The 23687-nt window shown below is 47.8% G+C and carries 24 protein-coding genes, 3 pseudogenes and 1 riboswitch; of the genes and pseudogenes, 22 read left to right on the forward strand and 5 right to left on the reverse strand.

The features are described 5' to 3' along the window. The first annotated feature begins 46 nt into the window (after positions 1–46). From PCO85_14440 to PCO85_14465, 6 genes and pseudogenes are all read left to right on the forward strand, one after another. Complete coding sequence (locus PCO85_14440) at positions 47–394, forward strand: GPW/gp25 family protein (protein ID WJV52430.1); 348 nt, start codon at positions 47–49, stop codon at positions 392–394. Then, positions 385–1488 (forward strand): baseplate J/gp47 family protein, encoded by a 1104-nt coding sequence (locus tag PCO85_14445; protein ID WJV52431.1) that lies wholly within the window; start codon positions 385–387, stop codon positions 1486–1488. Before PCO85_14440 ends, PCO85_14445 begins: the two co-directional genes overlap by 10 nt. Continuing rightward, a complete protein-coding gene (locus PCO85_14450; protein WJV52432.1) occupies positions 1481–2059 on the forward strand; it encodes a phage tail protein I in 579 nt (192 codons plus the stop codon). The genes PCO85_14445 and PCO85_14450 overlap by 8 nt, the downstream gene beginning before the upstream one ends. Before the next feature lie 2 nt (positions 2060–2061). After that, positions 2062–2568, forward strand: a pseudogene (locus PCO85_14455) (phage tail protein). A 692-nt stretch (positions 2569–3260) separates the two neighbouring features. After that, positions 3261–3656, forward strand: coding sequence for a tail fiber assembly protein (locus tag PCO85_14460; GenBank protein ID WJV52433.1), 396 nt, complete (start codon positions 3261–3263; stop codon positions 3654–3656). A 161-nt stretch (positions 3657–3817) separates the two neighbouring features. Next, positions 3818–4462, forward strand: coding sequence for a LysR substrate-binding domain-containing protein (locus PCO85_14465; GenBank protein WJV52434.1), 645 nt, complete (start codon positions 3818–3820; stop codon positions 4460–4462). Between the two features lie 42 nt (positions 4463–4504). Here the strand turns inward: PCO85_14465 and PCO85_14470 are convergent, their stop codons facing one another. The 4 genes and pseudogenes from PCO85_14470 to nrdG form a co-directional block, all read right to left on the reverse strand. Next, positions 4505–5716: an MFS transporter gene (locus tag PCO85_14470; GenBank protein WJV52435.1), complete on the reverse strand. Its 1212-nt coding sequence runs from the start codon at positions 5714–5716 to the stop codon at positions 4505–4507. 652 nt (positions 5717–6368) lie between these two features. After that, positions 6369–6947, reverse strand: a complete 579-nt coding sequence (aroL, locus tag PCO85_14475; GenBank protein WJV52436.1) for a shikimate kinase AroL — start codon at positions 6945–6947, stop codon at positions 6369–6371. A gap of 12 nt (positions 6948–6959) precedes the next feature. Further along, positions 6960–7316, reverse strand: coding sequence for a DUF1870 family protein (locus PCO85_14480; GenBank protein ID WJV52437.1), 357 nt, complete (start codon positions 7314–7316; stop codon positions 6960–6962). 940 nt (positions 7317–8256) lie between these two features. Further along, positions 8257–8751: pseudogene (nrdG, locus tag PCO85_14485) on the reverse strand (anaerobic ribonucleoside-triphosphate reductase-activating protein). A 223-nt stretch (positions 8752–8974) separates the two neighbouring features. On the opposite strand from nrdG, the pseudogene PCO85_14490 reads away from it, so the two are divergent. From PCO85_14490 to PCO85_14540, 11 genes and pseudogenes are all read left to right on the forward strand, one after another. Beyond that, positions 8975–9295: pseudogene (locus PCO85_14490) on the forward strand (DUF134 domain-containing protein). Then, positions 9270–9782 (forward strand): NifB/NifX family molybdenum-iron cluster-binding protein, encoded by a 513-nt coding sequence (locus PCO85_14495; protein ID WJV52438.1) that lies wholly within the window; start codon positions 9270–9272, stop codon positions 9780–9782. Before PCO85_14490 ends, PCO85_14495 begins: the two are co-directional and overlap by 26 nt. A 345-nt stretch (positions 9783–10127) precedes the next feature. Then, complete coding sequence (locus PCO85_14500; GenBank protein ID WJV52439.1) at positions 10128–11111, forward strand: SLAC1 anion channel family protein; 984 nt, start codon at positions 10128–10130, stop codon at positions 11109–11111. 35 nt (positions 11112–11146) lie between these two features. Continuing rightward, entirely contained in the window at positions 11147–12856 is a 1710-nt protein-coding gene (locus PCO85_14505; protein WJV52440.1) for an FAD-dependent oxidoreductase, read from the forward strand. 29 nt (positions 12857–12885) lie between these two features. Next, positions 12886–13227, forward strand: a complete 342-nt coding sequence (locus PCO85_14510) for a carboxymuconolactone decarboxylase family protein (protein WJV52441.1) — start codon at positions 12886–12888, stop codon at positions 13225–13227. A 181-nt stretch (positions 13228–13408) separates the two neighbouring features. After that, on the forward strand, positions 13409–13747 hold the full coding sequence (locus tag PCO85_14515; GenBank protein WJV56093.1) for a PaaI family thioesterase: 339 nt from the start codon (positions 13409–13411) through the stop codon (positions 13745–13747). Beyond that, the gene (locus PCO85_14520; GenBank protein ID WJV52442.1) at positions 13737–14615 is read left to right on the forward strand and encodes an MBL fold metallo-hydrolase; all 879 of its coding nucleotides are present in this window, start codon (positions 13737–13739) and stop codon (positions 14613–14615) included. The genes PCO85_14515 and PCO85_14520 overlap by 11 nt, the downstream gene beginning before the upstream one ends. Next, on the forward strand, positions 14612–14980 hold the full coding sequence (locus tag PCO85_14525) for a disulfide bond formation protein B (GenBank protein WJV52443.1): 369 nt from the start codon (positions 14612–14614) through the stop codon (positions 14978–14980). The genes PCO85_14520 and PCO85_14525 overlap by 4 nt, the downstream gene beginning before the upstream one ends. A 115-nt stretch (positions 14981–15095) precedes the next feature. Then, positions 15096–15308 (forward strand): rhodanese-like domain-containing protein, encoded by a 213-nt coding sequence (locus tag PCO85_14530; protein WJV52444.1) that lies wholly within the window; start codon positions 15096–15098, stop codon positions 15306–15308. A gap of 240 nt (positions 15309–15548) precedes the next feature. After that, on the forward strand, positions 15549–16028 hold the full coding sequence (locus PCO85_14535; GenBank protein ID WJV52445.1) for a Dps family protein: 480 nt from the start codon (positions 15549–15551) through the stop codon (positions 16026–16028). A 36-nt stretch (positions 16029–16064) separates the two neighbouring features. Next, a complete protein-coding gene (locus tag PCO85_14540) occupies positions 16065–16769 on the forward strand; it encodes a peroxiredoxin (protein ID WJV52446.1) in 705 nt (234 codons plus the stop codon). Positions 16770–17312: 543 nt separating this feature from the next. Here the strand turns inward: PCO85_14540 and PCO85_14545 are convergent. Beyond that, a complete protein-coding gene (locus PCO85_14545) occupies positions 17313–18122 on the reverse strand; it encodes an AraC family transcriptional regulator (protein ID WJV52447.1) in 810 nt (269 codons plus the stop codon). A 412-nt stretch (positions 18123–18534) separates the two neighbouring features. On the opposite strand from PCO85_14545, the gene PCO85_14550 reads away from it, so the two are divergent. The 5 genes from PCO85_14550 (at position 18535) to eno (ending at position 23614) form a co-directional block, all read left to right on the forward strand. Continuing rightward, positions 18535–19254: a (Fe-S)-binding protein gene (locus PCO85_14550; protein ID WJV52448.1), complete on the forward strand. Its 720-nt coding sequence runs from the start codon at positions 18535–18537 to the stop codon at positions 19252–19254. 9 nt (positions 19255–19263) lie between these two features. Further along, on the forward strand, positions 19264–20685 hold the full coding sequence (locus PCO85_14555) for a LutB/LldF family L-lactate oxidation iron-sulfur protein (GenBank protein ID WJV52449.1): 1422 nt from the start codon (positions 19264–19266) through the stop codon (positions 20683–20685). Beyond that, complete coding sequence (locus PCO85_14560; GenBank protein ID WJV52450.1) at positions 20685–21380, forward strand: lactate utilization protein C; 696 nt, start codon at positions 20685–20687, stop codon at positions 21378–21380. The genes PCO85_14555 and PCO85_14560 overlap by 1 nt, the downstream gene beginning before the upstream one ends. A gap of 154 nt (positions 21381–21534) precedes the next feature. Further along, positions 21535–21604, forward strand: a riboswitch (Fluoride riboswitch). Between the two features lie 285 nt (positions 21605–21889). Beyond that, positions 21890–22315 carry a universal stress protein gene (locus PCO85_14565; protein WJV52451.1) on the forward strand — a complete coding sequence of 142 codons (426 nt, stop codon included), beginning with the start codon at positions 21890–21892 and terminating at the stop codon, positions 22313–22315. Positions 22316–22327: 12 nt separating this feature from the next. After that, positions 22328–23614 carry a phosphopyruvate hydratase gene (gene eno, locus PCO85_14570; protein WJV52452.1) on the forward strand — a complete coding sequence of 429 codons (1287 nt, stop codon included), beginning with the start codon at positions 22328–22330 and terminating at the stop codon, positions 23612–23614. The last annotated feature ends 73 nt before the right edge of the window (positions 23615–23687 follow it).

A 23687-nucleotide genomic window follows, 5' to 3' on the forward strand; every position in this document is an offset into this window, starting at 1 on the left:
AACGCCTTTAATATCGGCGTTCCCGCGCAAGGGCAATACTGCCCCTATGAAAACAACCTCCGTATTCTGGCAACCGGCCCTGCAGGCCCCCGGCGAAATTGTCCAAGGGCTGGATGATATCTGGCAGGCCATCCAAATTATCCTGCGTACTCCTCGCGGCAGCGACCCGCATCGCCCGGAGTTCGGCAGCAATCTGCACCTTTATATTGACTGGCCCATCGACCGGGCTATCCCGCATGTGGTGCGCGAGTCCGTCGATGCCATTCGGCGCTGGGAGCCTCGCTGCCAGCTTATGTCGGTTAAACCCGCCGTTGACGGCGAACATCTTACGCTCCGGGTGAGCTGGAAAGGCTCTGACGGACAGACCCGGACTCAGGAGCTGCTATGGCGCTGACAGAACCCGACTTTATTGAACGCGATGCCGATAAAATCACGGCTGAAATGATTGCGCAGTACGAAGCCGCAACCGGTAAAACGCTGTATCCCGCTCAGGCCGAGCGCCTGCTGATTGACCTGTGGGCATACCGCGAAATGCTGGTCAGGGTGGCGGCGCAGGAAGCGGCCAAACAGAATCTGGTCGCCTTTGCCCGTGAACCGATGATTGATTACCTCGGTGAACTGGTCGGTGTGTATCGTCTGGCCGCGCAGCCTGCCTCTATCCCACTCCAGTTCTCCGTGGAGGAGGAACTGGCCATTGATGTGCTGATCCCGGCTGGTACCCGCGTCAGTGCCTCCGACAGCATTATATTTTCCACCGATACGGACGTGGTGCTGAAGGCCGGGTTGCTGCTGGTCAACACCACGGCCACCTGTACCGAACCGGGCGTCGCTGGCAACGGATGGCAACCTGCGCAGGTCAGTCAGTTGCTCGATGAGATTGATAACGTTGACCTGCAGGTGACCAATCTGGCGGCCAGTTCTGGCGGCTCAGAACAGGAAGACAACGACAGGCTGCGCGAGCGCATCAAACTGGCCCCGGAATCGTTCACGAATGCCGGAAGCCGTAAGGCATACCGCTTTCATGCCATGCAGGCCCATCCCAATATCGTCGACGTTGCCGTGCTCTCCCCGGTTCCGGGCACAGTTGAGCTGTATCCGCTACTCAGTACCGGCCTGCCGGATGACAGCATCCTCACACTGGTTGAGAGTTTCTGTTCGGACGAAAAAGTCAGGCCACTTACTGATACCGTGCGGGCTAAAACGCCAGTGCAGGTGGATTACACCATTGAAGCCAACATCACGATCTACCGTGACCAGGATGCCAACTCGATAAAAGACACCGCTAACAGTGCCATACAGAACTGGGTGGCGTCCCGTACCGCAGCACTGGGCCGCGATATTGTCCCCAGTCAGATTATCAGCGTGCTGTCCGTTGCCGGGGTCTACCAGGTCGAACTGGTGACACCCGCGCTGAGGGTGGTGGCAGAAAACGAATGGGCAAACTGCACCGCGATCACTCTCAACATGACCGGGGTGTCCGATGGCTGAGCCGCTACAACTCCCGCCACCGCTTGAGGGTGATATCAGCCTCAGAGTACTGGGCAGACTGGCCGGGCGGCTGGACAACATCGACCTGAGCGTACTGATGGTCTATCTGGTCGATATTGTCGACAGCTCCGCGCTGCCATGGCTGGGCGAGCAATTCTCGTTGTTCGGCGATGGCTGGGAGCTGGCGGAATCGGATGATGTACGTCGCACGCTTATCAAATCCGCCATCGAGCTGCACCGCTATAAAGGGACGCCGTGGTCAATCCGGGAAATCATCCGCCGTTTCGGCTTCGGTGAAGTGGATCTGATTGAAGGTACTGGTCAGATCGGCTACGACGGCAAACATACTTACAACGGGCTTTTCGTCCATGGCGATGTTGAAGCCTGGGCGGTTTATCGCGTCATTCTTCAGCAACCCATCACTAACGATCAGGCGGCGCTGTTACGCCAGACGCTAGCAGCCTTTGCTCCGGCCCGCTGCCATCTGGCGAGCCTGGAGTATCAGTCTGTCGCTATTCGCTACAACAACACCGTCAATTATGACGGCAGCTATAACCACGGGAGCAGTTAACTATGGCAAACCTACCCGAAACCCCGCAGTGGGAAGAAGGCGTCTACCAAATCGAGGTCTCTGACCCCGTTCTGGGCGGGCCTGACGGGATATCTAACCGTCAGGCTAAACAGCTGGCCAGCCGCACGTCATACCTTAAGCAGAAGGTCGAAAAAGGCGGAGCAGACCTGGCTGCACACATCGCGGCAGCCGACCCTCATACCCAGTACGCGCCGAAGGCCAGCCCAACATTCACCGGCACGCCGACAGCCCCCACGCCAGCTGCTAACGACAACAGTAAAAAACTGGTGACGACAGAGTTTGTGGCAAGAGCGATTGCGGCTCTTGCTGGCACAGCACCAGAGACCCTGGATACGCTGAAAGAGCTGGCGGACGCTCTTGGAAACGATCCGAACTTTGCGACCACCGTGCTGAACAAGCTGGCGGAAAAGCTGGCCAAAGACCAGAACGGCGCAGATATTCCTGACCCAGCGCTCTTTGTCAAAAACCTTGGTTTAGGTGATGGCACAGGCAGACTGGTTAATGTTCAGCTTTTTACTTCTTCCGGTGTTTACACGCCAAGCATTGGGGCAAAATATATTATTGTTGAGGCGGTCGGTGGTGGGGCTGGTGGAGGTGGTTCGTCATCTCCGACAGCAAATCTGTACTCAGCTGCAGGCGGTGGTGTTTCTGGCTCCTATGGAAAGGCTAGATTCCCAGCCCCATCTGCCCCAGTGTCCGTCACTATTGGGGCTGCAGGGGCCGGGGGGGAAGCCGGAACATCGGCTGTGGGTACAGCAGCAAAAGAAGAAGGTGCCTCTGGAGGGGATACAATCTTAGGAACGCTACTAAGGTGTCCAGGTGGAAAAATGAGTAGAGGGTCTAACTCATTTCCAGCTAATAGCGTTTGCTCATCGGAATTCAGCTCATCTGCTGATGCACCGGTTGTTGACGCTAGCGGCATTCTCCTCGAAAAAGTTCACGGTGCAGTAAGTACGCCAGGGATCATCATGGGAACATTTCTTATCTCTGGTCGGGGCGCTGATTCACCGTTAGGTCGTGGTGGTATTCCCCGTTATCGAAGCGGTAATGATTTGGCAAGCGGTGCGAATGGCTTAGGTTATGGTGCGGGAGGCGGCGGTGCTTGTTCTGGTTCTGGTCAGCCAGGAATGCCTGGTGGTTCTGGTACACAAGGCTGTGTGATTATTTGGGAGTACGCATAATGTCTAATGTATATGCTGTTGTAAATGATGGTGTCGTGATTAATACAGTTGTGTGGGATGGGGTAACAGAGTGGAAAGCAGACGGTGGTAATGCCATTCTTGCTGACACATCAATAGGCATCGGTTGGCTATACGATGGGAAAGCATTTCATGAACCAATACCTCCCATTGTTACGCACAAGGAATTAGTGGAAGCTGCAGAACAGCAACAACGGGTTTTGCTCACTTTGGTCGATGAAGTAACGTCCGACTGGCGGGTGGAGTTGATGCTGGGCGACATTAGCGATAACGACAAAACGAAACTAGCTGCATGGATGAACTACAAGAAGACTGTGAAAGCCGTCGATGTTTCGGTTGCACCTGATATCAACTGGCCCGCTCAGCCGGACGTATAGACTCTCTATGGCGTTGGGTTATCGACTGTATTCTCCGGTAGGTGCTCAGAGGAAGTAGAACGCGCTGGAATTGTAATTCTTTTGCAAATGTTGAAACGCCGCAGCGATGCTGTTTATCTCACGGATATGGACGCATTTATCGCACGGCGCATCAGCAGAAAATGTGTGGTGCCAACGATGGCGTCATCAATCTGGCCTTTATTTACACTATGGGCGAAACAGTGGTGCCACAGCTAATAGATCGTTTTATTCACATTCCAGATAATAAAAATAAGCGTTTTTCCTTTTTTCAAGGAACAACCCTGTCTATTGTAAAGGAACTCAAGGAAGACAAATTCGATATGGCGCTTTGTTCCCATATTGAGGATGAAACGGATGTGGAATTTACTCCGTTAATCAGCCAGGAACTGGTGTTGGTTACCGCCCGCGATCACCCGTTGGCACAGCGCCATGACAGCGAAATCAAGCTGGAGGAAGCTATCTCCTATCCGTTTATTTTCTTTTCGCAGAAAAGCGGCTTGCGCCAATTCATCGATAAAATATTCATGCAGAAAAAACTGATCCCTGAAATTGCCTGCTATGTAGAAGAGGACATGGCAATGGTGGGCTTGGTTGGCATTAATTATGGTATCGCCATCATGCCGCGCATCAGCACACTGGCTCACTCCAATGTGCATGTTATGCGCATTCAGGATCCTGGACAGACCCGTTATGTCTATCTGGCGACGCACAAGGACAGAATACTATCGCCGGCGGCGGAGTCCTTTAAGCAGTTCATATTAAGTTCCTGTCAGTCGATACAGTAGGAATGTAAATATCCCGGTGTGTTCTTCCCTGTCAGCCAGGCATTAAATCTCTATCTGATTCATGCTGATGCGCGCTTCCATGTCACGATAACCAATAAACAGTGCTGTCAGGAAACCGACAGCGGCGAGGCCGACATCAAACCACATGATACTGGCGATACTGATTTGCGACAGCCAGGCGGTAATCAAAGGGACAGTGAAAGTAGCCAAGCTGCCCGCACTGTAATAGATAGCAGTAGCCTTCCCTTTTGCATGGGGAAAACGGAGCGCCATGATCGTTAACCCCAATTGCAAGACGCCTCCCGCAGCAGAAAAACCAATCACAAAGGCAAACACGAACACTGTCGCGACGGTCGGGTGCAGACACACAAACAACAGTGTGATGAATGAGACAAACGTACAGAGCATCAACACCATACTGGAATTGGTGACTTTCTTCGCCAGACTAGCGGTAATAAAAACCCCCGACAGGGAACCTACGGTGTAAAGACTCAGCAATTTGATCGACATCTCATAGGGCATACCCACCACAAACTGTCCATACTGTGCCAACCACTGGCTGACCAGATAGAAGGTGGCCATGGAAATGTATCCATAAACAATGAAACTAACGAGATCCAGTTTAGAACAGGTGCAACCGTTAGTGCGCCTTTGCGCTGACGTGTTCGGTTTTTTATCTACTTTAGGTGTAGGACGAAAAGGGGGAAAAGGATGCCGGAACAGACATATCGCGTTTAGCAACATGATGCCAGCAGCAGTCAGGAACGACCAGCCGAACCAGAGATTAGCCCAAACCAATACGCTAATCACCATCGGTAACAGAAATTGTCCGCAGGAAACGAATGCTTTAATGAGGATATTAGCTGTGCCAGGGCTGTTGGGAAACGCTTCCATCAATGTCGGATAGGTGCCGGAATCAAGAAAACTGTTTGCCATGCCAGCCATAAGGCCAAAGCAGTATGCGACGGCGATACTCTTCGTACCAAGGATACCCAGAAAGAACACCAGATAGAAAATTATTCCCAGGTAGACAAAAGGCTTACGACCAAATCGGTCTGAAAGCGAACCGGCGAACAACAGCAAACTTAGCCGACCGATCCCTAATGACGAAATGACGATCGACACGCCAGCTGCATCAGTTTGCCACTGGTGCTCCAGGTGCTGCATATTCAGGCTCATCAATATGACACCCATCCCATGCACCAGGTAGTTAAGATATAACCCGAACGCAGTCGGTATATAGCGATTTTTCATACAGGCCTTCGGTTCAGAAAAGGATGCTTTTGATGCAATGACCGGTATTATCTTCCCTGCCCGGATGTTAAAAATGCGTAGTCCATTGAATGAGTGATAATCTTGTTTCTCTCCTGGGTTCTCAGCGCAGAGCCTGAAAATTTATAAATGATTCCTGTCTTTCAAAAACCTTACAGCCCAAAATCCTGCTTATCGAAAGTATGACAATACGATTTTTTAGTGTTATTCCAATGAATAAAGTAAGCGGTAAAAAACAGGTGTGACTATTCATCTTCCCCACACTTCACGGTAAAATATCTGACATAGTGAAGATAGAAAAACATGCTCTTAAATGGTCACGAGTAGACTCCAGAATAAAATATTTCGATATCTTTTATATTACCAACTCTTTAGCACAATAAATAATTAATTTTTTATTCAAAACTCATAGATTATTTCTATAGGGAAACCGATGATAAATAATATTGTGAGCCAAGTGACATAAATAAAATAAAAAAACCATTTTAGTTCACATAAATAAGGACATAAATGCAACATGTATACGCTATTTTTGAAATACTCTAAAAATAGCGTATACATTACCAGAAACAGAATTTATCCAACGTTCTGTTCCCTTGTCGAATATTATGAGTCAATGAGAACGCTATAGATGCTATTCTGAATGAGTAGCCCTCTCAATGGGAGACAGACGAGGGACATCGTTGGCAGCGTCATTCAGCAATGCACGGTATATAGACTTAATCTCCTCGACAACCTGTTCTTTTTCTTCGTTGGCATTAATCACATAATGGGCCGCATCATGATAAAGCGGATCACGTATTCTGATCACATCGGAAATCTCATCGGTAATGGATAGCCCCGTCAGCGAAGGACGCTGGTTTACCGCCGGATTGGATTCGAGACGCCTGATCACCATCTCGACCGATGTTGAAAGATAAAACACAATACCTTTATTTTTTATATAATTACGATTCATCTCTGAAATCACCATTCCCCCACCAGTAGCGACGATATAACCGGAAATGGCAACTTCCTTCAATATTTGGCTTTCGATCATACGGAAGGCATCCCAGCCCTGTTCATCGACAATCTGTGCAATCGTTTTATGGGTTTTTCTCTGTACCATTTCATCCGTGTCAACAAAGCTAAGCTTCAAACATCTTGCAAGCATCTTTCCTACTGTCGTTTTTCCTGACGCGCGGGGTCCCACAAGTATGATCGTATTTATCATTTATCTATCCCTTCAACACAATCGTTCCAGATCGCGGGAATAAAGCTCATTGGCGACGGATTGATACACCTTCCATTCCAAAAAGTCACCATCCGTATAAACCGAAAGAAACGCATCAAAATCGATAAAGGATCGCATGGTGTTATTACCAATTCGATTATTTATTTTTTTAATGATAGCGTTAATCCTCTCTTTTCTTTCCTTATTAAGGTGAGATAGTTTTTCAATAACCGAGGGAGGAATGTCCTTTTCCCCTCTTTCCCACATTAACCATTGCTCGGTGTTCCCATCTCCAGCAATATGGAGCGCAGCTTCCTCTACACTCAACAGAAAAAGCTGGCGCATTGCCTGTAGCTCCAGATGATTCATAGTGTATTACTCCTAAATTTTCAGGATTGATCTGTGATCAAATATCACTTTCACACAGCCATGGAGTATGATTAATATCACATTTTTATTGAATAAAAAAAAGAACAGACAAAATATCTTCATTGAAAAATAAATATCTTTCGGCTTTATAAATGTAGTCATTATGTTTGTTTTATATTATTTCAAAGTTACCAGCCGATAATCATATAAAATTAGTAGTAGGAATCGAGTGAATTTGTTATTTGATTAGGCATTTTACGCCATAATTGGTAAGGCATATTAATTTATGCTGAGGAAATAGACAAAATAAAAGTGTTAATATTGAAGAGAATGATGTTGTAGCAGAAACGTCTCGGAAACAATTACAATGTCCAGTCCGATGCTTTTGCGTCACCGCCCTCCATACTTATTAACGCATACGGCTAAAATGTCTGTTTGGCCAAGAGAGATTTTTATGGGGAGGAAGTCAGGGAATCTACCCCTCTGTCGATATTACAATCGATGCCCATCCGGTTAAAACGGAATGGCATTTGTGGGTAATCGCTCTTACTTGACCATTCAATCTCATCAGACTTGACCACTCAATCGCATTAACCTGACCAGTGTGTTAAGTACCACGAAATCTTTTGCTGTTGGCGGTGTACTGATAACCCCCAAGATGAGATTCATCGGCAGTGACATGGATTCGAAACTGAGTTGGAGTAGCGGGATTACTCATAGCGAGTAAATGCTGATTGATGTCATGTGCATAAGGTTATAGGGCTGGGTACTCCCATAACGCAACTACGCAGTAAACACGCAAGCAGGTTGTCCAGCGCCTGAAGCGATCTCAAGAACGATTTTTTCTACATTCCTCTGATCTCACCCAATCTTGGTATTGTGCGCGTTCTATTCTTTTAGCCTTTCGTAGATCTTTTGGACTGACGAGGATCGAAAGGGGTCAGGAGCCTTGTTGCCACCATGCGCCTAAGCGATCAAATTCATGAATTACTTGGTTGCTACTTCCTCGCCAGACCAAACTAGGGTCCGCAATTTCGGCAACGAATTTTCTATCAATCAAGACATCAACTACAGTAAGTTGATTCACTGTCAATTCACCCAGGCTGTAGCCGCCGGTCCAACACCATATATATTTTCCAGGACACTAATTTCTTACTCGGGTCACCAGCGTAAGTATCTTGGCAATATTAACCGGATGAAGCGGGTCTCCACCTGAGAGGCTAAGCCTTCTTCTTCGCACATTGATGTCACTGAAATGTCAATCAGAAATAATTCGATCGCTCATTTCCTGGGTAAAGAGATGCTCTGAGTCCAACCGCCATGTTGATTGGTTGTAACAACCGTTACACTGATGTTCGCAGCTCGAAACAAACAATGAACAACGCGTTCCAAGTCCATTTACCACGTCAATGGGATAGTATTGGTGGTAGTGCATATATTTCCTCAAATTTCATTATGATAGCACTGAGTTTATCGTCGGATCGTGAACGGCCTTCCGCCATTAATATATAACTATATGAAATATATAGTTATTTTACATCACTAGTTGATGCACCCGTGTTTGTAACAAGTTAGACAGATTTCATCATTATCATAATTGAATATTGCATATGCTATATTCAAAGTGTATATATAGCATATGCCAACAAGGAGCCCCCATGGCTAGACCCAAGATCCCACGCAATATCTGTGGCCGCCCAGCAGATAGTTGCTTCAAGCCTAATGCTCGGCCCATGAGCCAACTGGAGCAGGTGCGCTTGAAAGATGATGAGTTTGAAGCATTGCGTTTGGTCGATTTACTCAGCATGCAGTAGCAGGAAGCGGCGGTAGAGATGGGGGTTTCCCGGCAGACACTCGCCAATGTCCTGAAAGCAGCTCGTTTCAAGGTTGTAGACTGTTTGACCCAGGGCAAGGCGCTCATGATGCACCTTGAGGACGAAGGAGATACAAAAAATGATCACTGCAATTCCAATGAATGATGATCGGGTCGCAAGCCATTTCACCAAAGCTAATTGCCTGGTGTTTCTGGATGAGCGAGGAGTTGAAATAAATCGCGTTGATAACCCTGCACTGGCCGCCAATTGTGCAGGGAAACAGAAAATGGTCGACCTGTTGGCGGAACAACGGGTTAACCAAGTCGTCGTTCGCAATATTGGCGAACAGATGTTGGGTAAGTTGTTAGCCCGGCAGTTTGCGGTTTACCAGACCAATTGTGGACGTCGTTTGGCTAGTGAGCTGGGTGATCCAGTCGCCAGTGGCCTAATACAACTCAATCAAGCGAGTCAAGGACGCCAATCCTTGAATCACGAGGCAAAGAAGAAGTCAGGCGGTTGCGGCTGCAATCATGAAGGAAGCGAGCCTGCGGGACATTGTTGCCAGTCCAATGAGCAACATCACCAGGCAAAATCACACTGCCGTCAGGGGCAGAATCAAGGCCGAGGTCATGGACGCTGCCGTCATTCCTGAGCTAATACCGCTGAACCCGAGCAACGAACCACATTGAAACACTAATATTAGCTGTATTGTCTCACCGATGTGTTGGCAACAAACAAGTGTATTTGACTGTATATTGAGTAGATATACAGTCAGGTTTTTATAACTTGGATAATGGTTCGGCTCTTAATATTAGCTTTTTTCATGATTCCCCTGCTGTTTCTGGGATGAATGTTTTATATGTAATTCCTGAGCATCCATATGCTTCAATGTATTTGCATGGGCGTGATGGCGAATTTTTTTGGTGATAAACCAATTGCAGTAGCGATGACTAATGCAGTGGTTTTAAATCACCTACCTAATAGTGGTGACTAAAAAATGAATCCAAACGAAACATTAACCAAGTCAGGTTCGGATGTGTCCAGAATTACCCTTTTCCCAATATCGTTTTTTTCTGTGGTTATGGGATTATCTGGTTTCACATTGGCATGGAAAGGCGCGGACAGCTTATTTTTCCATAATTCTGTAATATGGCTTATTCTGGCTTATGTCACATCCGTTGGCATGGTGGTAATATCTATCATTTATGCTATTAAGGCATGGCGTTATCCGGAGGCTGTTCTTGAAGAAATTCGCCACCCGGTTCGCATAAATTTTTTCCCTGCATTTTCTATTAGCCTGTTGTTGCTTTCAGTCGTTTGGCAACAGGAAACCATGGTTGCAACCTATTTGTGGATGATAGGGGTTGCCTTGCAAATCACTCTCACCTTGTATGTGATGAGCAGTTGGATCCACCACACTCACTACACACTATCACATGCGAATCCAAGCTGGTTTATCCCTGTGGTGGGCAACATTATTATTCCTATTACCGGTAGTCAGCTGGGCTATACCGAGTTGAGCTGGTTTTGCTTTAGCATCGGGATCATTTTTTGGATCGTATTGTTGACGATCATCATGTATCGACTGTTCTTTCATGAGCCATTGCCCGCTCGAATGACGCCTATGTTATTTATTCTATTGGCACCACCATCAGTCGGATTTATCTCCTATATAAGTCTAGTTGGTGAACTCGATGTTTTTGCACGGGTTATTTATTACATTGCACTTTTCCTTGGCCTATTACTGGCGATGAACATATCCAGATTCATTAAAGTGCCTTTTTTTATCTCTTCATGGGCATATTCTTTTCCGCTAGCAGCATTAACTATTGCCTCCATGAGGATGGCTCATCTGACATCACATCTGTTTTTTCAAGCCATATCGGCCGTGCTGTTATGTCTGTTGACTATTTTATTGACTTGGTTGGCGGTTCGAACAGTAAAAGCGGTGTTTGCTGCTGAATTGTGCCAACCGGAATAAGAGCTCGTTAATTGAAATACAGTAAGGAATTACATATGACGAAAATTGTAATTGTTGGTGGGGTCGCCGGTGGAGCTTCAGCCGCTGCACGGGCGCGACGAGTTGCGGAAGATGCGGAAATCATAGTTCTTGAGCGTGGGGAATTTGTATCCTTTGCAAACTGTGGTTTGCCATACCATATCAGTGGTGAAATAGTGTCGCGGGATGCCTTGTTACTTCAAACTCCTGATAGTTTCAAAAACAGATTCAATGTCGATGTCCGTGTGTTTAATGAAGTTATAAACATTGATGCCCAAAATAAAACGATAACCGCCCGGCATATGTTGACGGGGGAAACCTATCAGGAGTCTTATGATAAGTTGTTATTAAGCCCTGGCGCATCACCTATCAAACCGCCAATACCTGGCATTAATAGTCATCATGTATACAGTCTGCGCAATATACCGGATATGGATAAAATCCTTGTCGCACTAGCCGCAGAAAAACCTAAACATGCCACGGTTGTCGGGGGTGGTTTTATTGGGTTGGAGATGGTTGAAGCACTGCACCATCGAGGGATCAAAGTAACCTTATTGGAGCTCTCTGATCAGGTAATGGCTCCTGTTGATCGTGAAATGGCCAATATGTTACACCGCCATATATGTGAAAAAGGCATCGATTTGCGCCTTAAGACCGGTTTGTCCGCCATTTCTACTGCTGATTTTTATCCAGCCGAGCCTGAAGCGACCGCAGTGTATGACGAAACCGTCACACATAGCCATAACCTGGATCTGATTCTGAGTTCCGGCGATATGTTGCAGACCGGAATGGTGATCTTGGCCATTGGGGTAAAACCTGAAACAACGTTAGCTGCTCAAGCTGGCTTGGAATTAGGTGTTCTGGGCGGCATCAAGGTTAACAGCGCCATGCAAACGTCTGAACCAGATATTTATGCGGTTGGCGATGTTGTGGAAACGGAGAACTTCGTTACCGGCGACGCGGCGCTGGTGCCGTTGGCTGGTCCGGCCAATCGGCAAGGACGTATTGCGGCCGATAATATGCTCGGTCGCCACGAGCATTATCACCGGACACAAGGCACCGCGATCTGCAAAGTGTTTGACATGGCAATTGGCAGTACAGGCTTGAATGAAAAAACACTCAAGCGACTGAATATGGCCTATGAAAAGATTTATGTACATACCGCTAGCCATGCCAGTTACTACCCCGGAGCTCACCCGGTGACCTTGAAATTACTGTTTGATCCAATGGATGGTCAGATCCTGGGTGCACAGGCAGCTGGTTTGGATGGTATCGACAAACGAATTGATGTTTTAGCTGTTGCGCAACGCGCTCGGATGACCGTTCAGCAGTTGGCCGATCTGGAACTGACGTATGCGCCACCTTTTGGCTCGGCGCGAGATGTGGTGAATCAGGCGGGCATGGTCGCCAGTAATGTGATGAATGGTGATGAGGCTATTTGTCACACAGAAGAACTATTGCTGGGAGCTGCTGATCACGTTGTGCTGGATGTTCGCAATCCGTCAGAGCTGGAAGCGTCAGGCTCCTTTCCTAATGCGTTGAACATTCCACTCGATGAGTTACGGGATCGCTTATATACGCTACCCGTCGATAAAGAAATTTTGGTGGCTTGCCAAGTCGGTTTGCGCGGACATGTTGCTTATCGCATGTTGGTACAAAATGGTTTTCAGGCTCGCAATCTGACCGGGGGTTATAAGACCTACCAGATGGTTACCGATACATTTTGATAAGCACCAACAACTAGTCGAGGTATTTTATGGCTAAGAACTACACAGAGATTAATCAGGAACAACGTCAATTCGGATCGGCTTACCACAAGGCCAGTCCAGATACCATGAATGCATTTCTAGCTTTGCATAAGGCGGCAATGTACGAGGGTGAACTCAGCATTAAACAAAAGGAGCTGATGGCAACGGCAATTGCGATTGCTGTCCGTTGTGATGGGTGCATCGCGGCCCATGTGGCAGCAGCGCTTAAGGCGGGAGCGAGCGAGCAGGAACTGGTTGAGACCATCGATGTTGCCATCCTGATGGGCGGAGGCCCTGCGGTGATTTATGGCACTCAGGCACTGGCAGCAGTAAAAGAGCTGGCCAGTTAATCGATGACCCAATGCGGCAGGTAATTTTCCACCTGCCGCTAAGTAGGGCTCAATGAATAGTTACCATGAGGTTAGACAGAGTCATGCCCACTGCATAGTTTGTGGCTCGCGTGAAAACAATCCTGATTCGTTAGAGCTCGTTTTCTCGCAACATCCGGATGGATCCGTCAGTGCGCCTTTTATGGTGAGTTCACAACATCAAGGCTATTCGGGACTTTTGCATGGCGGCATAACCAGCACCTTACTCGATGCGGCCATGACCCACTGCTTATTCATGCAGGGAATAACGGCGCTGACGGCCGAGTTGACGGTTCGATTCATGGCGCCAATCCGTGTGAGTCAGGCCCTCACAGTCTGTGCTAGGCTACTCGGCCAGCGCCGAAGCATCTATCAGCTCGAAGCTTGGCTAGTGTCTGGACTGCATATTGCCGGACAGAATATTGCCGCAAATCAACGCCTAGCACGCGCTTCTGCCAAGTTTATCGCGCCAACCGCAGGGAGTATGGCTCATGACTACTGAAGTCCAGATCACTGTGCTTTGCGATAATCATGCTCAAGATGAGTTGCAGACCGAACATGGCTTTGCAGTTTGGATGCATTCGGCCGAGCTGGACTTGCTGTTTGATACCGGTTCGGGTGAAACACTGATCCACAACGCCGATAAGCTTGATATCCGATTAAATGATTGCCAACGGGTGGTGCTCAGTCATGGACACTATGATCATTCCGGTGGCTTGAGCGCACTCTGGCGGTTGGGTGTTCAATGCCCGGTGTTGGCCCACCCAAGTGTCATTTTACCGCGCTATAGTCGCCATTCCCACAAGCCGGTGCGCAGTATTGGTATGCCGACCCCGGTTGTGACTCAGTTATGGGATCTTCCACCCCAGATGAATCTTTGGTGTCTCACCGCACAAATGCTGACGCCCTATTGGGGCACCAGTGGTGAGATCCCGCGCCAGGATACCTTTGAGGATGTCGGTGGGCCCTTCTTTCTTGATGCCGAGGGATTCGCACCAGATAATATCGAGGATGATCTGGCTTTGTGGCTAAATACGCCGCGCGGTTTGGTCATCGTGTTGGGATGTTGCCACTCAGGGCTCATCAATACCATCGCCCATATCCGCCGACAGACCGGAGTTAACAAAGTGGCTGGGATCATCGGTGGCTTGCATCTGTTGCATGCCGATGAGCCGCGTTTGGCACATACCCTGGATTTTTTGCGGCGATGCCAGCTCGATTTCCTGCGGCCAGGACACTGTACCGGCGATGCCGTGATCGAGCGCCTGCAACGGCAATTACCCGATGTGGATGTGAAATTGCTCCATGTTGGCGCCCGTTACAATATTAAGGTTCTGCCAGTCACGACCCAAGAGACGTTGTCATTATGATTGCCTATCTGCAAGGGATCTCCCAGCTGCGTTCATCCTGGAAGTTGTTGCTGGTCTCCGCTCTATTTCTAGAACTAAGCGCCATGGTGTTTCAACATGGGCTGGGATTATCACCTTGTGTGATGTGCATTTATGAGCGAATTGCCACCATGGGACTGATAACCGCCGCGCTGGTTACCACTCGATTCATGGGCCCCTGGTTTTTTGCGGTTTATGCCGATTGTGCCGAACGACAGTGGTCATTTCTCGGCTGGAAACTTCCCCAGTGGTTGGTGCCGACCTTTGCGCTATATCTGACGATCTGGCTGCTGCTCCTGATCGCTAATTTGGCACAAAAGGGGCACTTCAGAACCTGTGCTGAATGAATGACCATTGATTGCACGGAATCGAATATTCCGTGCCGTGAGTTGAAAGGCATAAAGGAGGGAACTATATGGGTGCGTCCCCTGTTACTGATCGGAGCTTTTCTGAGTTGCCAGAGTGTATCTGGCCAAAGAGTGGCTGATTGATGTCCGGACTACCGAGGGGTTTTCAGTCGAGCATGTGCCTGAAGCGAGAAATATTGAGTATCAGCGGATAGTACCGGAGGTATCCAAGCTGGGGATCAGCAAACAAGAGCCCATACAACTTTACTATCGTTCGGGCCATCGGGCTAAGGCCGTGTGTCAGGCACGGCTGCAAAACGGCGACTAACAGGTTATCAACCTAGGCTCTCTTGCTGCTGCGGAAGTCATCGTGTTGGGTCGTGCAAATTAATGAATTCTGTCGGCCGCGCCGCGTGAGCTCACGGAGTATTATGAATTAAAATACTTAATTATCAATTATATACAATATAACTATTGATCTGGGCGCGATCCTGTTTACCTGTTGTATGTTTATACAATATAGCATATGCTATATTGTAAGTTCGCAATCACTAGTGTGTGGAGAGCAATGATGAGTAAACAAGTAATTGATATTGGTATTTCTGAGTCAGCCCGGTTGGATATTGCCGAAGGATTGTCCCGGCTCTTGGCAGACAGTTATACCTTGTATATTAAAACGCACTACTACCATTGGAATGTTACCGGGCCAATGTTTAATAGCTTGCACTTAATGTTTGAAAATCAATACAACGAATTGGCTCTGGCGGTAGATCAAATCGCGGAACGAATTCGTTCATTGGGTTGTTTTGCTCCAGGGACATACCACGAATTTTCACGCTTGACGGTGATGCCGGAAGATCATGATGTTCCTGCGGCCACGGTCATGATTGCAAATCTTGTCATGGGCCAGGAAGCTGTTGTTAAAACAGCTCGTTCCTTATTTCCTATAGTCGATGCCGCCAATGATGAGGCAACTGCTGATTTGTTGACACAGCGTATCCAATTACACGAGAAAACGGCCTGGATGCTACGTAGCTTGCTTGAGTAATTGTTCATTGGTGTTCACATTTACGAGGAAAGCAGAATGAGCTGTGATACCGGAATAAAAGCCAGAAAACCCTTAAAGAAAGAATTAACTATTTCTCATCAATATGAACAATCGGAGAAGAAGCCTATGAGTTCAAGTATGGTTCGACAAGAAATGCCTTCATTTACCCTGGAGGCATATGATGCAAAATCAGGGCATTTTATTTCAGTATCAAGCGATGCCTATAAAGGCAAATGGGCGGTGATCTGTTTTTATCCGGCAGATTTTACGTTTGTTTGTCCGACAGAAATTGCGGCTATGAATGCTAAATACGATGAATTTCAAAAGCTCGGAGTTGAGATTTTGGCAATCTCTGTCGACTCGAAGTTTTCACATAAACGATTTGTCGAAACAGAACCCCTGCTGGCTGGATTGCAATTAACCATTGGCGCCGATACCACCAAGGCGGTGAGCGAAATGTTCGGTGTCTTAGTGGAGGAAGAAGGAGTAGCTCTACGAGGTCGATTCCTGTTTAATCCGGATGGCATCTGTGTGGCACAAGAAGTACAAGCAGATTCAGTCGGTCGAAATGTGAATGAATTTTTACGACAGGTTGAGGCTTGGCAATACGCAACCAAGACAGGGGAAGTTTGCCCTGCTGGTTGGAGACCAGGGAAAAAGACTCTGTCGGTAAATACTGATGCCGAGCAAATGACAGGCCGAGTAGGTGATTACATCACTATCGAAGAGATACTGAGTTGATTATTGATGTTAGAATAAAACCCCAGCTTTTACTTTGAGTTCAATATTGCTAAGCCACCATCTAAGATAGTGGCTTTATAACCAGTAGGACGCGAGATAGCAAGTTATCAATAAATAATCAGTTGGCTGGCAAGCATGTTATTCGAGTACTTATAATTAAGTTGGAAGCCATTGTCCGTATTCAAAAATGACGGCATTACTCGGGTTGAATTTTGGAAACCTATCTTTAATTAACAACCACTCCTCGCTTTGGCAGGATGGATTACTTTGGCATGGTGGGTCGCAATTCGATCGGTATTGACAAATACTATAAGTCAAAAGGAGAGCTGCCACATGCTGAATGGCATGGCAAGAGACTTGGCATTGCAGCTAGAACAACCACAAATGAGTCAGGTTGATGTTCGAGGAGTGTTTAGGATGCAGAAATTAGCTCACGTGATACAAGGCGGATTGACCGATTACTAAAAGCGGCTCGATTACGCCAAGGAGGCGCTTGCCTTGAGGATATCCCCTTCCGCCGATATGAGTATTGGATTGCAAATGTTAGTAACGTGTCGGAGGAACGCCAAACATCTGGCGAAAAGCGAAGGTAAAAGACGCAATGCCGGAGTAACCAAGATCCAGGGCCACCTGGGTAACACTGCGATTATTTTTCAGCATGATGACGGATTCCAATAACCTCATTTTCTTTTTCCACTCGCTGAATGAAATACCCGTTTCTTTTTTAAAACGACGCGAAAAAGTGCGTATCGACATACTGGTTTTCTCTGCCCACTCCTCAATGCTATGAGCCATACCCGGATTGGCCTGTATTTCTCTACAGACATGCATAAATGTAGGGGAACGCGGCCAGGATAACGAAAACCCGGCATCCGGCAGTTGTAAAAGAAGATTAACCAATACCGTTACCAGCATGCCATCGTGCTGATCTTCATCATAAAGAACGGGAATGTTTTCCGTAGCGTAATGAATGAATTCCCTGACAAAATGACTGATTATCACTACGTTACAGTAACTGTTGTTAATATTGATGAAATCAGGTTCAAGATATAAACACTCGAGTAGAACATCACTCATAGCCCATATACGATGCGGCGTATTGGCGGGAATCCATATTCCATGGAATACCGGCACAATAAGCGTTTTGCCATCAATCTCCACTCGCATACTGCCTTCACGCGCATAGAGAAACTCAATAAACGCATGTTGATGTCGCACGATATATATCTTTTTTTTCAGCGGGTAGGTTCGAAAGTAGACCGGACGCGGCAAGTCACACACTTCTTCAGGGACAGAAACCGGTAAATACAACTCATATGGCTTCTTTGCCAGCCTGGCGTAATGATGCGGCATAAAGTTGTCCTCTAATCGATAGATAACGACATTATATAATAACATAAGACATCAGATTTTGAGTGATAATCATGCTGAGTTCAGCGTCTTGTCGCAATGAGTAAACGGGATATCTGCCCTTAAATTCACATAGTGTTTTTAATAATGGTTATTGGGACGGCATCGTTTTTTTGAACTGTCCGTTTTGAACTATCCGATCTCAATTTACCAACCCATTAATTACATCTGGAGAGATCAGACATTTCTATGTAATCGCTGACGTTATGATGACAGAAACAGATGAAGCATCTATGCATGCAAAATAACAATGCCGCAAAGCGTTAAAAACAGAATTCGGATGGCAATAGACAACCTGGACGAACGTCAATTCCAGCCAGGTATCTTAATCCGCTAGTGCAACAGGAGAATTGTCGTGAACATTAATTTTTTCGTCACCTGCATCGGTGATGCTCTCAAGTCACGTATGGCACGCGATTCCGTGCTACTGCTGGAACAGCTTGGCTGTACGGTCAACTTTCCGGAAAAACAGGGATGCTGCGGACAACCCTCCATCAACAGCGGCTACATCCAGGATTCTATTCCCGGAATGAAAAATCTTATTGCCGCGCTGGAAGAAAACAACGATCCGATTATTTCGCCAGCGGGTTCCTGTACCTACGCCATCAAAAGCTATTCCACCTATCTGACGGCTGAACCCGAGTGGGTGCGCCGCGCCGAAGCTGTCGCCAACCGTATGCATGATCTCACGTCATTTATTGTCAATCATCTGGGAGTAACCGATGTGGGTGCCCGGTTACCCGGCAAAGCGGTCTATCATCCCTCCTGTAGCCTGTTCCGTAAAATGGGCGTTCGCGAAGAGCCGCTCACACTGCTTAGCCATATCAGAGACCTGGAACTGTTACCGTTTCAAGGCCAGGAAACCTGTTGCGGATTCGGTGGCACTTTTTCGGTCAAAATGGCGGAGATCTCCGGCGAAATGGTCAAAGAGAAGGTCAGCCATATGATGGCCGTTCAACCAGATTATCTGATTAGCGCCGACGTGAGTTGCCTGATTAATATTGGTGGGCGCATCCAGCGCGAAGGTCATCCCGTCAAAGTGATACACATCTCCGAAGCACTGATGAGTCGATAAGGAATTGATATGTATCTGAAAACCAGCGACGTAAAATTCAAGGATCGCATTCGTATCCAGATTGAAGACCCTATCATGCGCAAGGCAGTCGCCAACGCGCAGGAGCGTATCGGCACCAATCGACAGAAAATGGTGGATGAATTGGGTCATTGGGAAGCGTGGCGCGACTATGCCGGGCAAATCCGCGACCATGTGCTCAGTAATCTGGATGCCTATCTCTACCAATTATCGGAACAGGTAACCGCCAACGGGGGCCATGTCTGTTTCGCAAAAACCAAAGAAGAGGCTACCCAGTACATCCTACAGGTTGTTCAATCTAAAAATGCCAGCAAAGTGGTGAAATCCAAATCAATGGTTACCGAGGAGATCGGTATCAACCACGTATTAGAGGAAGCCGGCATCAACGTCATTGAAACCGACCTTGGCGAGTATATTTTACAGTTGGACCAGGATCCACCTTCCCATGTGGTAGTACCCGCCATCCATAAGGATCGTTATCAGATTCGCCAGGTGTTGCATGAAAAACTCGGCTATGACGGTCCGGAAACGCCAGAGGCAATGACTCTGTTTATCCGCCAGAAGATTCGCCAGGATTTTCTCAGCGCCGAGGTCGGTATCACCGGCTGTAACTTTGCCGTGGCGGAAACCGGCTCGGTCTGCCTGGTCAGCAATGAGGGTAACGCCAGATTGTGCACCACCTTGCCCAAAACCCATATCGCGGTGATGGGCATGGAGCGTATTACACCAACGTTTGAAGAAGTGGACGTACTGATCACTCTGCTGGCACGCAGCGCGGTAGGTGCGCGCTTAACCGGCTATAACACCTGGCTGACCGGTCCACGCCAGGCGAACCACATTGATGGTCCGGAAGATTTTCACTTGGTGATTGTCGACAACGGTCGCTCACAGGTACTCGGTTCACCGTTTCGCGATATTTTGCGCTGTATTCGCTGCGGGGCCTGTATGAATACTTGCCCGGCCTACCGCCATATCGGCGGTCATGGTTACGGTTCGATCTATCCCGGACCGATTGGTGCCGTGCTTTCTCCACTGTTAGGCGGCTATCAGGATTTCAAAGATCTGCCTTACGCCTGCTCATTGTGTACCGCCTGCGACTCGGTATGTCCGGTGCGGATTCCGCTCTCAAAACTGATCCTCAAACACCGGCGCATCATGGCGGAAAGTGGCATGACATCCAAGGCCGAGCAGCGAGCGACCAAAATGTTCACTTACGCCAATAGTCATCCGGCGCTGTGGAAAGTCGGTATGGTTGCTGGCGCACGTGCGGCAAGCTGGTTCATTAAAGGCGGTAAAGCGCCGATCGACATTGGTGCCATCGGAGAGTGGACCGAAGCACGGGATTTACCGGAAGCCGACGGTGAAAGCTTTCGCAGCTGGTTCAAAAAACATCAGGCGCAGGGGAATAAATAATGGAAAACCGTGATGCATTTCTGGTCGGGATCGCTCAACAACTTGGGCGCGACGTTCGTCGTACACCAGAACCGCTCCCAACGCTGATGAACAATTATGCCCGCACGCGGCTAACAGAACTGAGCATCCAACAGCGATATGAGGCGTTTATCGACATTGCTTCCAATGTCATGCTAACGCACTGTGAACTGACGTCTGAAGCGGATGCCGCGCAGGCGGCGTTACAACTGTGTGACCGATATGGACATGCTCCGGTGATCGTAAGCGGTGATTCCCGGCTGGTCGCTCTGGGCATTACCCCATGGCTACAGCGTGAATGTCAGGCGGAAGTCTGGTCATCAATCGACAGTAATGCGCCGATCCGCCAGGCCGAACAAGCCAAAATTGGTGTGGTCTACGCCGAGTACGGCCTGACTGAATCGGGTGGTGTAGTACTGTTCTCGACAGCGGAGCAAGGCTGTGCGCTCAGTTTACTACCCGAGTCCTCGATCTTTGTGCTGCGCAAGAGCACTATCCTGCCACGCGTCGCCCAATTGGCGCAGCGCCTGCATCAGATGACGCAGCAAGGCGAGCGTATGCCTTCTTGCATCAATCTCATCAGTGGGCCCAGCTCCACGGCAGATATTGAGCTGATCAAAGTGGTCGGGGTGCATGGTCCGGTCAATGCCGCTTATTTGATCATAGAGGATTGCTGATACGGGCGACGGCACACCGCGCACATGAAGGCGCTTTGCTCGTGCGGCCAGTGACTTAGGGTGATCGCCAAAACAGTGATCACCCTAAGTCAATACGTAACACTTCCATACAGTCTGTCGGTTGTGAAGATATAATGTGTGGTCTATATTCATATCTATAAAAGGTAATGGCGTACTACCTTCCCCAACCGCTATAGAATATAGCTGATGACGCCTGGCTTACGTTTCCTTAATCAAGGAGGAGTATCGTATGTCAGGCTGTTTTCCTCGACATCTGTTTCTCTTCTGCACTATTTCAGGGGAGATTATGTGTTACATGACTGATTATAAAAATTCTGATACCGACATAATTAGCTGCGCCTGGTCAAGAGCCTGTGACATTCCATATTCCTCCGCTCATGGAGGTAAAACTTATCGGTCCCGATACTACCTGTCTGTCAGCGTCAATGAGCCGGGAAAAACCGTCTTCCGGGATTCACTCAATAACGTCAGCAACAAGAGAGACTGCCATGAATATCTATAAACACGCATTGGTTTTAATCCATGATGAGAAAGACGGCGCCGTTTTATTAAGGCACACGGCAAAGATTTCAGATAATGGCAATATGAAAATCACACTTGGACATATTAGTTTCAATTACCTTGCCATGAATTATATTTCTGACTCTCGTACGGAGGGTGTGCAATCAAGAGAAGTAATAGAAGCCAAGTCAATGTTTAGTAAAGTCGTTACGGCTGTTCCTGAAAATGTCGATACGGTCGTACTCGTCACATTACGCAGATTCGATGATGTTGAAAAACTTATCCATGAAAAAAATATAGATCTTGTCATCGCGGGTCATACTAATCGATTTTTGGGAATTATCAGTTCCCGTTCCCTTGAATTTATCAATCACCTCGACGTTGATGTGCTTATAAAACATATTAATGCTTAATTAGGAGTCATTATGAGCTTCAAAATTGAAAAAATCCTGGCCAGAGAGATTCTGGATTCCCGAGGCAACCCGACCGTTGAAGTAGAGGTATATACTCCCTGTGGCGCTTTTGCCAGAGCATCCGTACCCTCAGGCGCGAGCACTGGTGAGAGAGAAGCTATAGAGAGACGTGATGGAGACAAAAACCGGTTTGGCGGGAAAGGCGTCAAGAATGCGGTAAACAGCATCACCCATGAAATAAGCGATATGCTTATTGGTCAGGACATACGGGATCAAAAAGCAATTGATAATAAAATGATTGCGCTCGATGGCACAGAAAATAAAAGCAAACTGGGCGCCAATGCCATTCTGGGCGTTTCGCTGGCCGTGGCTCGTTTAACGGCGTCAGTCTATAACATGCCACTTTACCGTTATATCGGGGGAATGAGCGCCAATTTATTACCTGTACCCTGCATGAATATCATCAATGGCGGCGTTCACGCCCGGGGTCAGGGCGCAGATTTCCAGGAGTATATGATTGCGCCAGTAGGCGCACCTACTTTCCGTGAAGCCATGCGCTGGGGTAGCGAAGTTTATCAAACCTTAAGACAAATTCTCATCAGTAAAGGGTTGAGTGCCGGTGTCGGCGATGAAGGCGGGTTTGCACCTATCGTTTCATCCAATCGACAGCCGCTGGAACTGATTGTCCAGGCAATCGAGCAAGCCGGATATCGTCCTGGGGATGATATCGGAATATGTATGGACCCGGCATCAAGCGAATTCTGTAAAGAGGGTAAATATCATCTCCGTACCGAAAATGTCGCCTTAACATCCCAGGAAATGACAGATTATTATCAGGGGTTGATTAAAAACTTCCCCATCATTCTGCTTGAAGATGGCCTTGCAGAAGATGATTGGGACGGGTGGAAATACCTTAATGACACCATTGGGCACCAGGTGGAATTGGTCGGCGATGACCTGTTTGTTACCAACGTAAAATACATACAGCGTGGGATAGATGAACAGTTAGCCAATGCAGCATTGATAAAACTGAACCAGATTGGCTCATTGAGTGAAACCATCGATGCGGTTCACCTGTGCCATCAACATGGTTGGGGGACATTTATATCGCACCGTAGTGGCGAAACCGTGGATTCCTTTATTGCCGATATGACGGTCGGTTTGATGGCTGGTCATCTTAAAACCGGGGCACCATGTCGTGGTGAACGTATAGAAAAATACAATCAGTTAATGCGAATTGAAGAGGAACTTGGCAGTGCGGCAGTCTATGCAGGTAAATCAGCCTTCGTAACATACTAAAACCAATGTTTATCGGCAGAAGGAACGAACAATAATAGCGTCCACTGAGCATCGTCCGCTATGGACATGTTAC

Origin of the sequence: Prodigiosinella aquatilis (assembly GCA_030388725.1) — a bacterium.
Taxonomy (GTDB): Bacteria; Pseudomonadota; Gammaproteobacteria; order Enterobacterales; family Enterobacteriaceae; genus Prodigiosinella; species Prodigiosinella aquatilis.

What these genes read in the sequence shown, in the direction of transcription:
- PCO85_14515 (WJV56093.1), top strand. Translation starts at nt 13,409, where the DNA reads ATGGTGAGTTCACAACATCAAGGCTATTCGGGACTTTTGCATGGCGGC.
- PCO85_14555 (WJV52449.1), top strand. Translation starts at nt 19,264, where the DNA reads ATGTATCTGAAAACCAGCGACGTAAAATTCAAGGATCGCATTCGTATC.
- aroL (WJV52436.1), bottom strand. Translation starts at nt 6,947, where the DNA reads ATGATAAATACGATCATACTTGTGGGACCCCGCGCGTCAGGAAAAACG.
- PCO85_14495 (WJV52438.1), top strand. Translation starts at nt 9,270, where the DNA reads ATGATCACTGCAATTCCAATGAATGATGATCGGGTCGCAAGCCATTTC.
- PCO85_14510 (WJV52441.1), top strand. Translation starts at nt 12,886, where the DNA reads ATGGCTAAGAACTACACAGAGATTAATCAGGAACAACGTCAATTCGGA.
- PCO85_14565 (WJV52451.1), top strand. Translation starts at nt 21,890, where the DNA reads ATGAATATCTATAAACACGCATTGGTTTTAATCCATGATGAGAAAGAC.
- PCO85_14480 (WJV52437.1), bottom strand. Translation starts at nt 7,316, where the DNA reads ATGAATCATCTGGAGCTACAGGCAATGCGCCAGCTTTTTCTGTTGAGT.
- PCO85_14545 (WJV52447.1), bottom strand. Translation starts at nt 18,122, where the DNA reads ATGCCGCATCATTACGCCAGGCTGGCAAAGAAGCCATATGAGTTGTAT.
- PCO85_14500 (WJV52439.1), top strand. Translation starts at nt 10,128, where the DNA reads ATGAATCCAAACGAAACATTAACCAAGTCAGGTTCGGATGTGTCCAGA.
- eno (WJV52452.1), top strand. Translation starts at nt 22,328, where the DNA reads ATGAGCTTCAAAATTGAAAAAATCCTGGCCAGAGAGATTCTGGATTCC.
- PCO85_14525 (WJV52443.1), top strand. Translation starts at nt 14,612, where the DNA reads ATGATTGCCTATCTGCAAGGGATCTCCCAGCTGCGTTCATCCTGGAAG.
- PCO85_14450 (WJV52432.1), top strand. Translation starts at nt 1,481, where the DNA reads ATGGCTGAGCCGCTACAACTCCCGCCACCGCTTGAGGGTGATATCAGC.
- PCO85_14505 (WJV52440.1), top strand. Translation starts at nt 11,147, where the DNA reads ATGACGAAAATTGTAATTGTTGGTGGGGTCGCCGGTGGAGCTTCAGCC.
- PCO85_14470 (WJV52435.1), bottom strand. Translation starts at nt 5,716, where the DNA reads ATGAAAAATCGCTATATACCGACTGCGTTCGGGTTATATCTTAACTAC.
- PCO85_14540 (WJV52446.1), top strand. Translation starts at nt 16,065, where the DNA reads ATGAGCTGTGATACCGGAATAAAAGCCAGAAAACCCTTAAAGAAAGAA.
- PCO85_14440 (WJV52430.1), top strand. Translation starts at nt 47, where the DNA reads ATGAAAACAACCTCCGTATTCTGGCAACCGGCCCTGCAGGCCCCCGGC.
- PCO85_14520 (WJV52442.1), top strand. Translation starts at nt 13,737, where the DNA reads ATGACTACTGAAGTCCAGATCACTGTGCTTTGCGATAATCATGCTCAA.
- PCO85_14560 (WJV52450.1), top strand. Translation starts at nt 20,685, where the DNA reads ATGGAAAACCGTGATGCATTTCTGGTCGGGATCGCTCAACAACTTGGG.
- PCO85_14460 (WJV52433.1), top strand. Translation starts at nt 3,261, where the DNA reads ATGTCTAATGTATATGCTGTTGTAAATGATGGTGTCGTGATTAATACA.
- PCO85_14445 (WJV52431.1), top strand. Translation starts at nt 385, where the DNA reads ATGGCGCTGACAGAACCCGACTTTATTGAACGCGATGCCGATAAAATC.
- PCO85_14535 (WJV52445.1), top strand. Translation starts at nt 15,549, where the DNA reads ATGATGAGTAAACAAGTAATTGATATTGGTATTTCTGAGTCAGCCCGG.
- PCO85_14465 (WJV52434.1), top strand. Translation starts at nt 3,818, where the DNA reads ATGTGTGGTGCCAACGATGGCGTCATCAATCTGGCCTTTATTTACACT.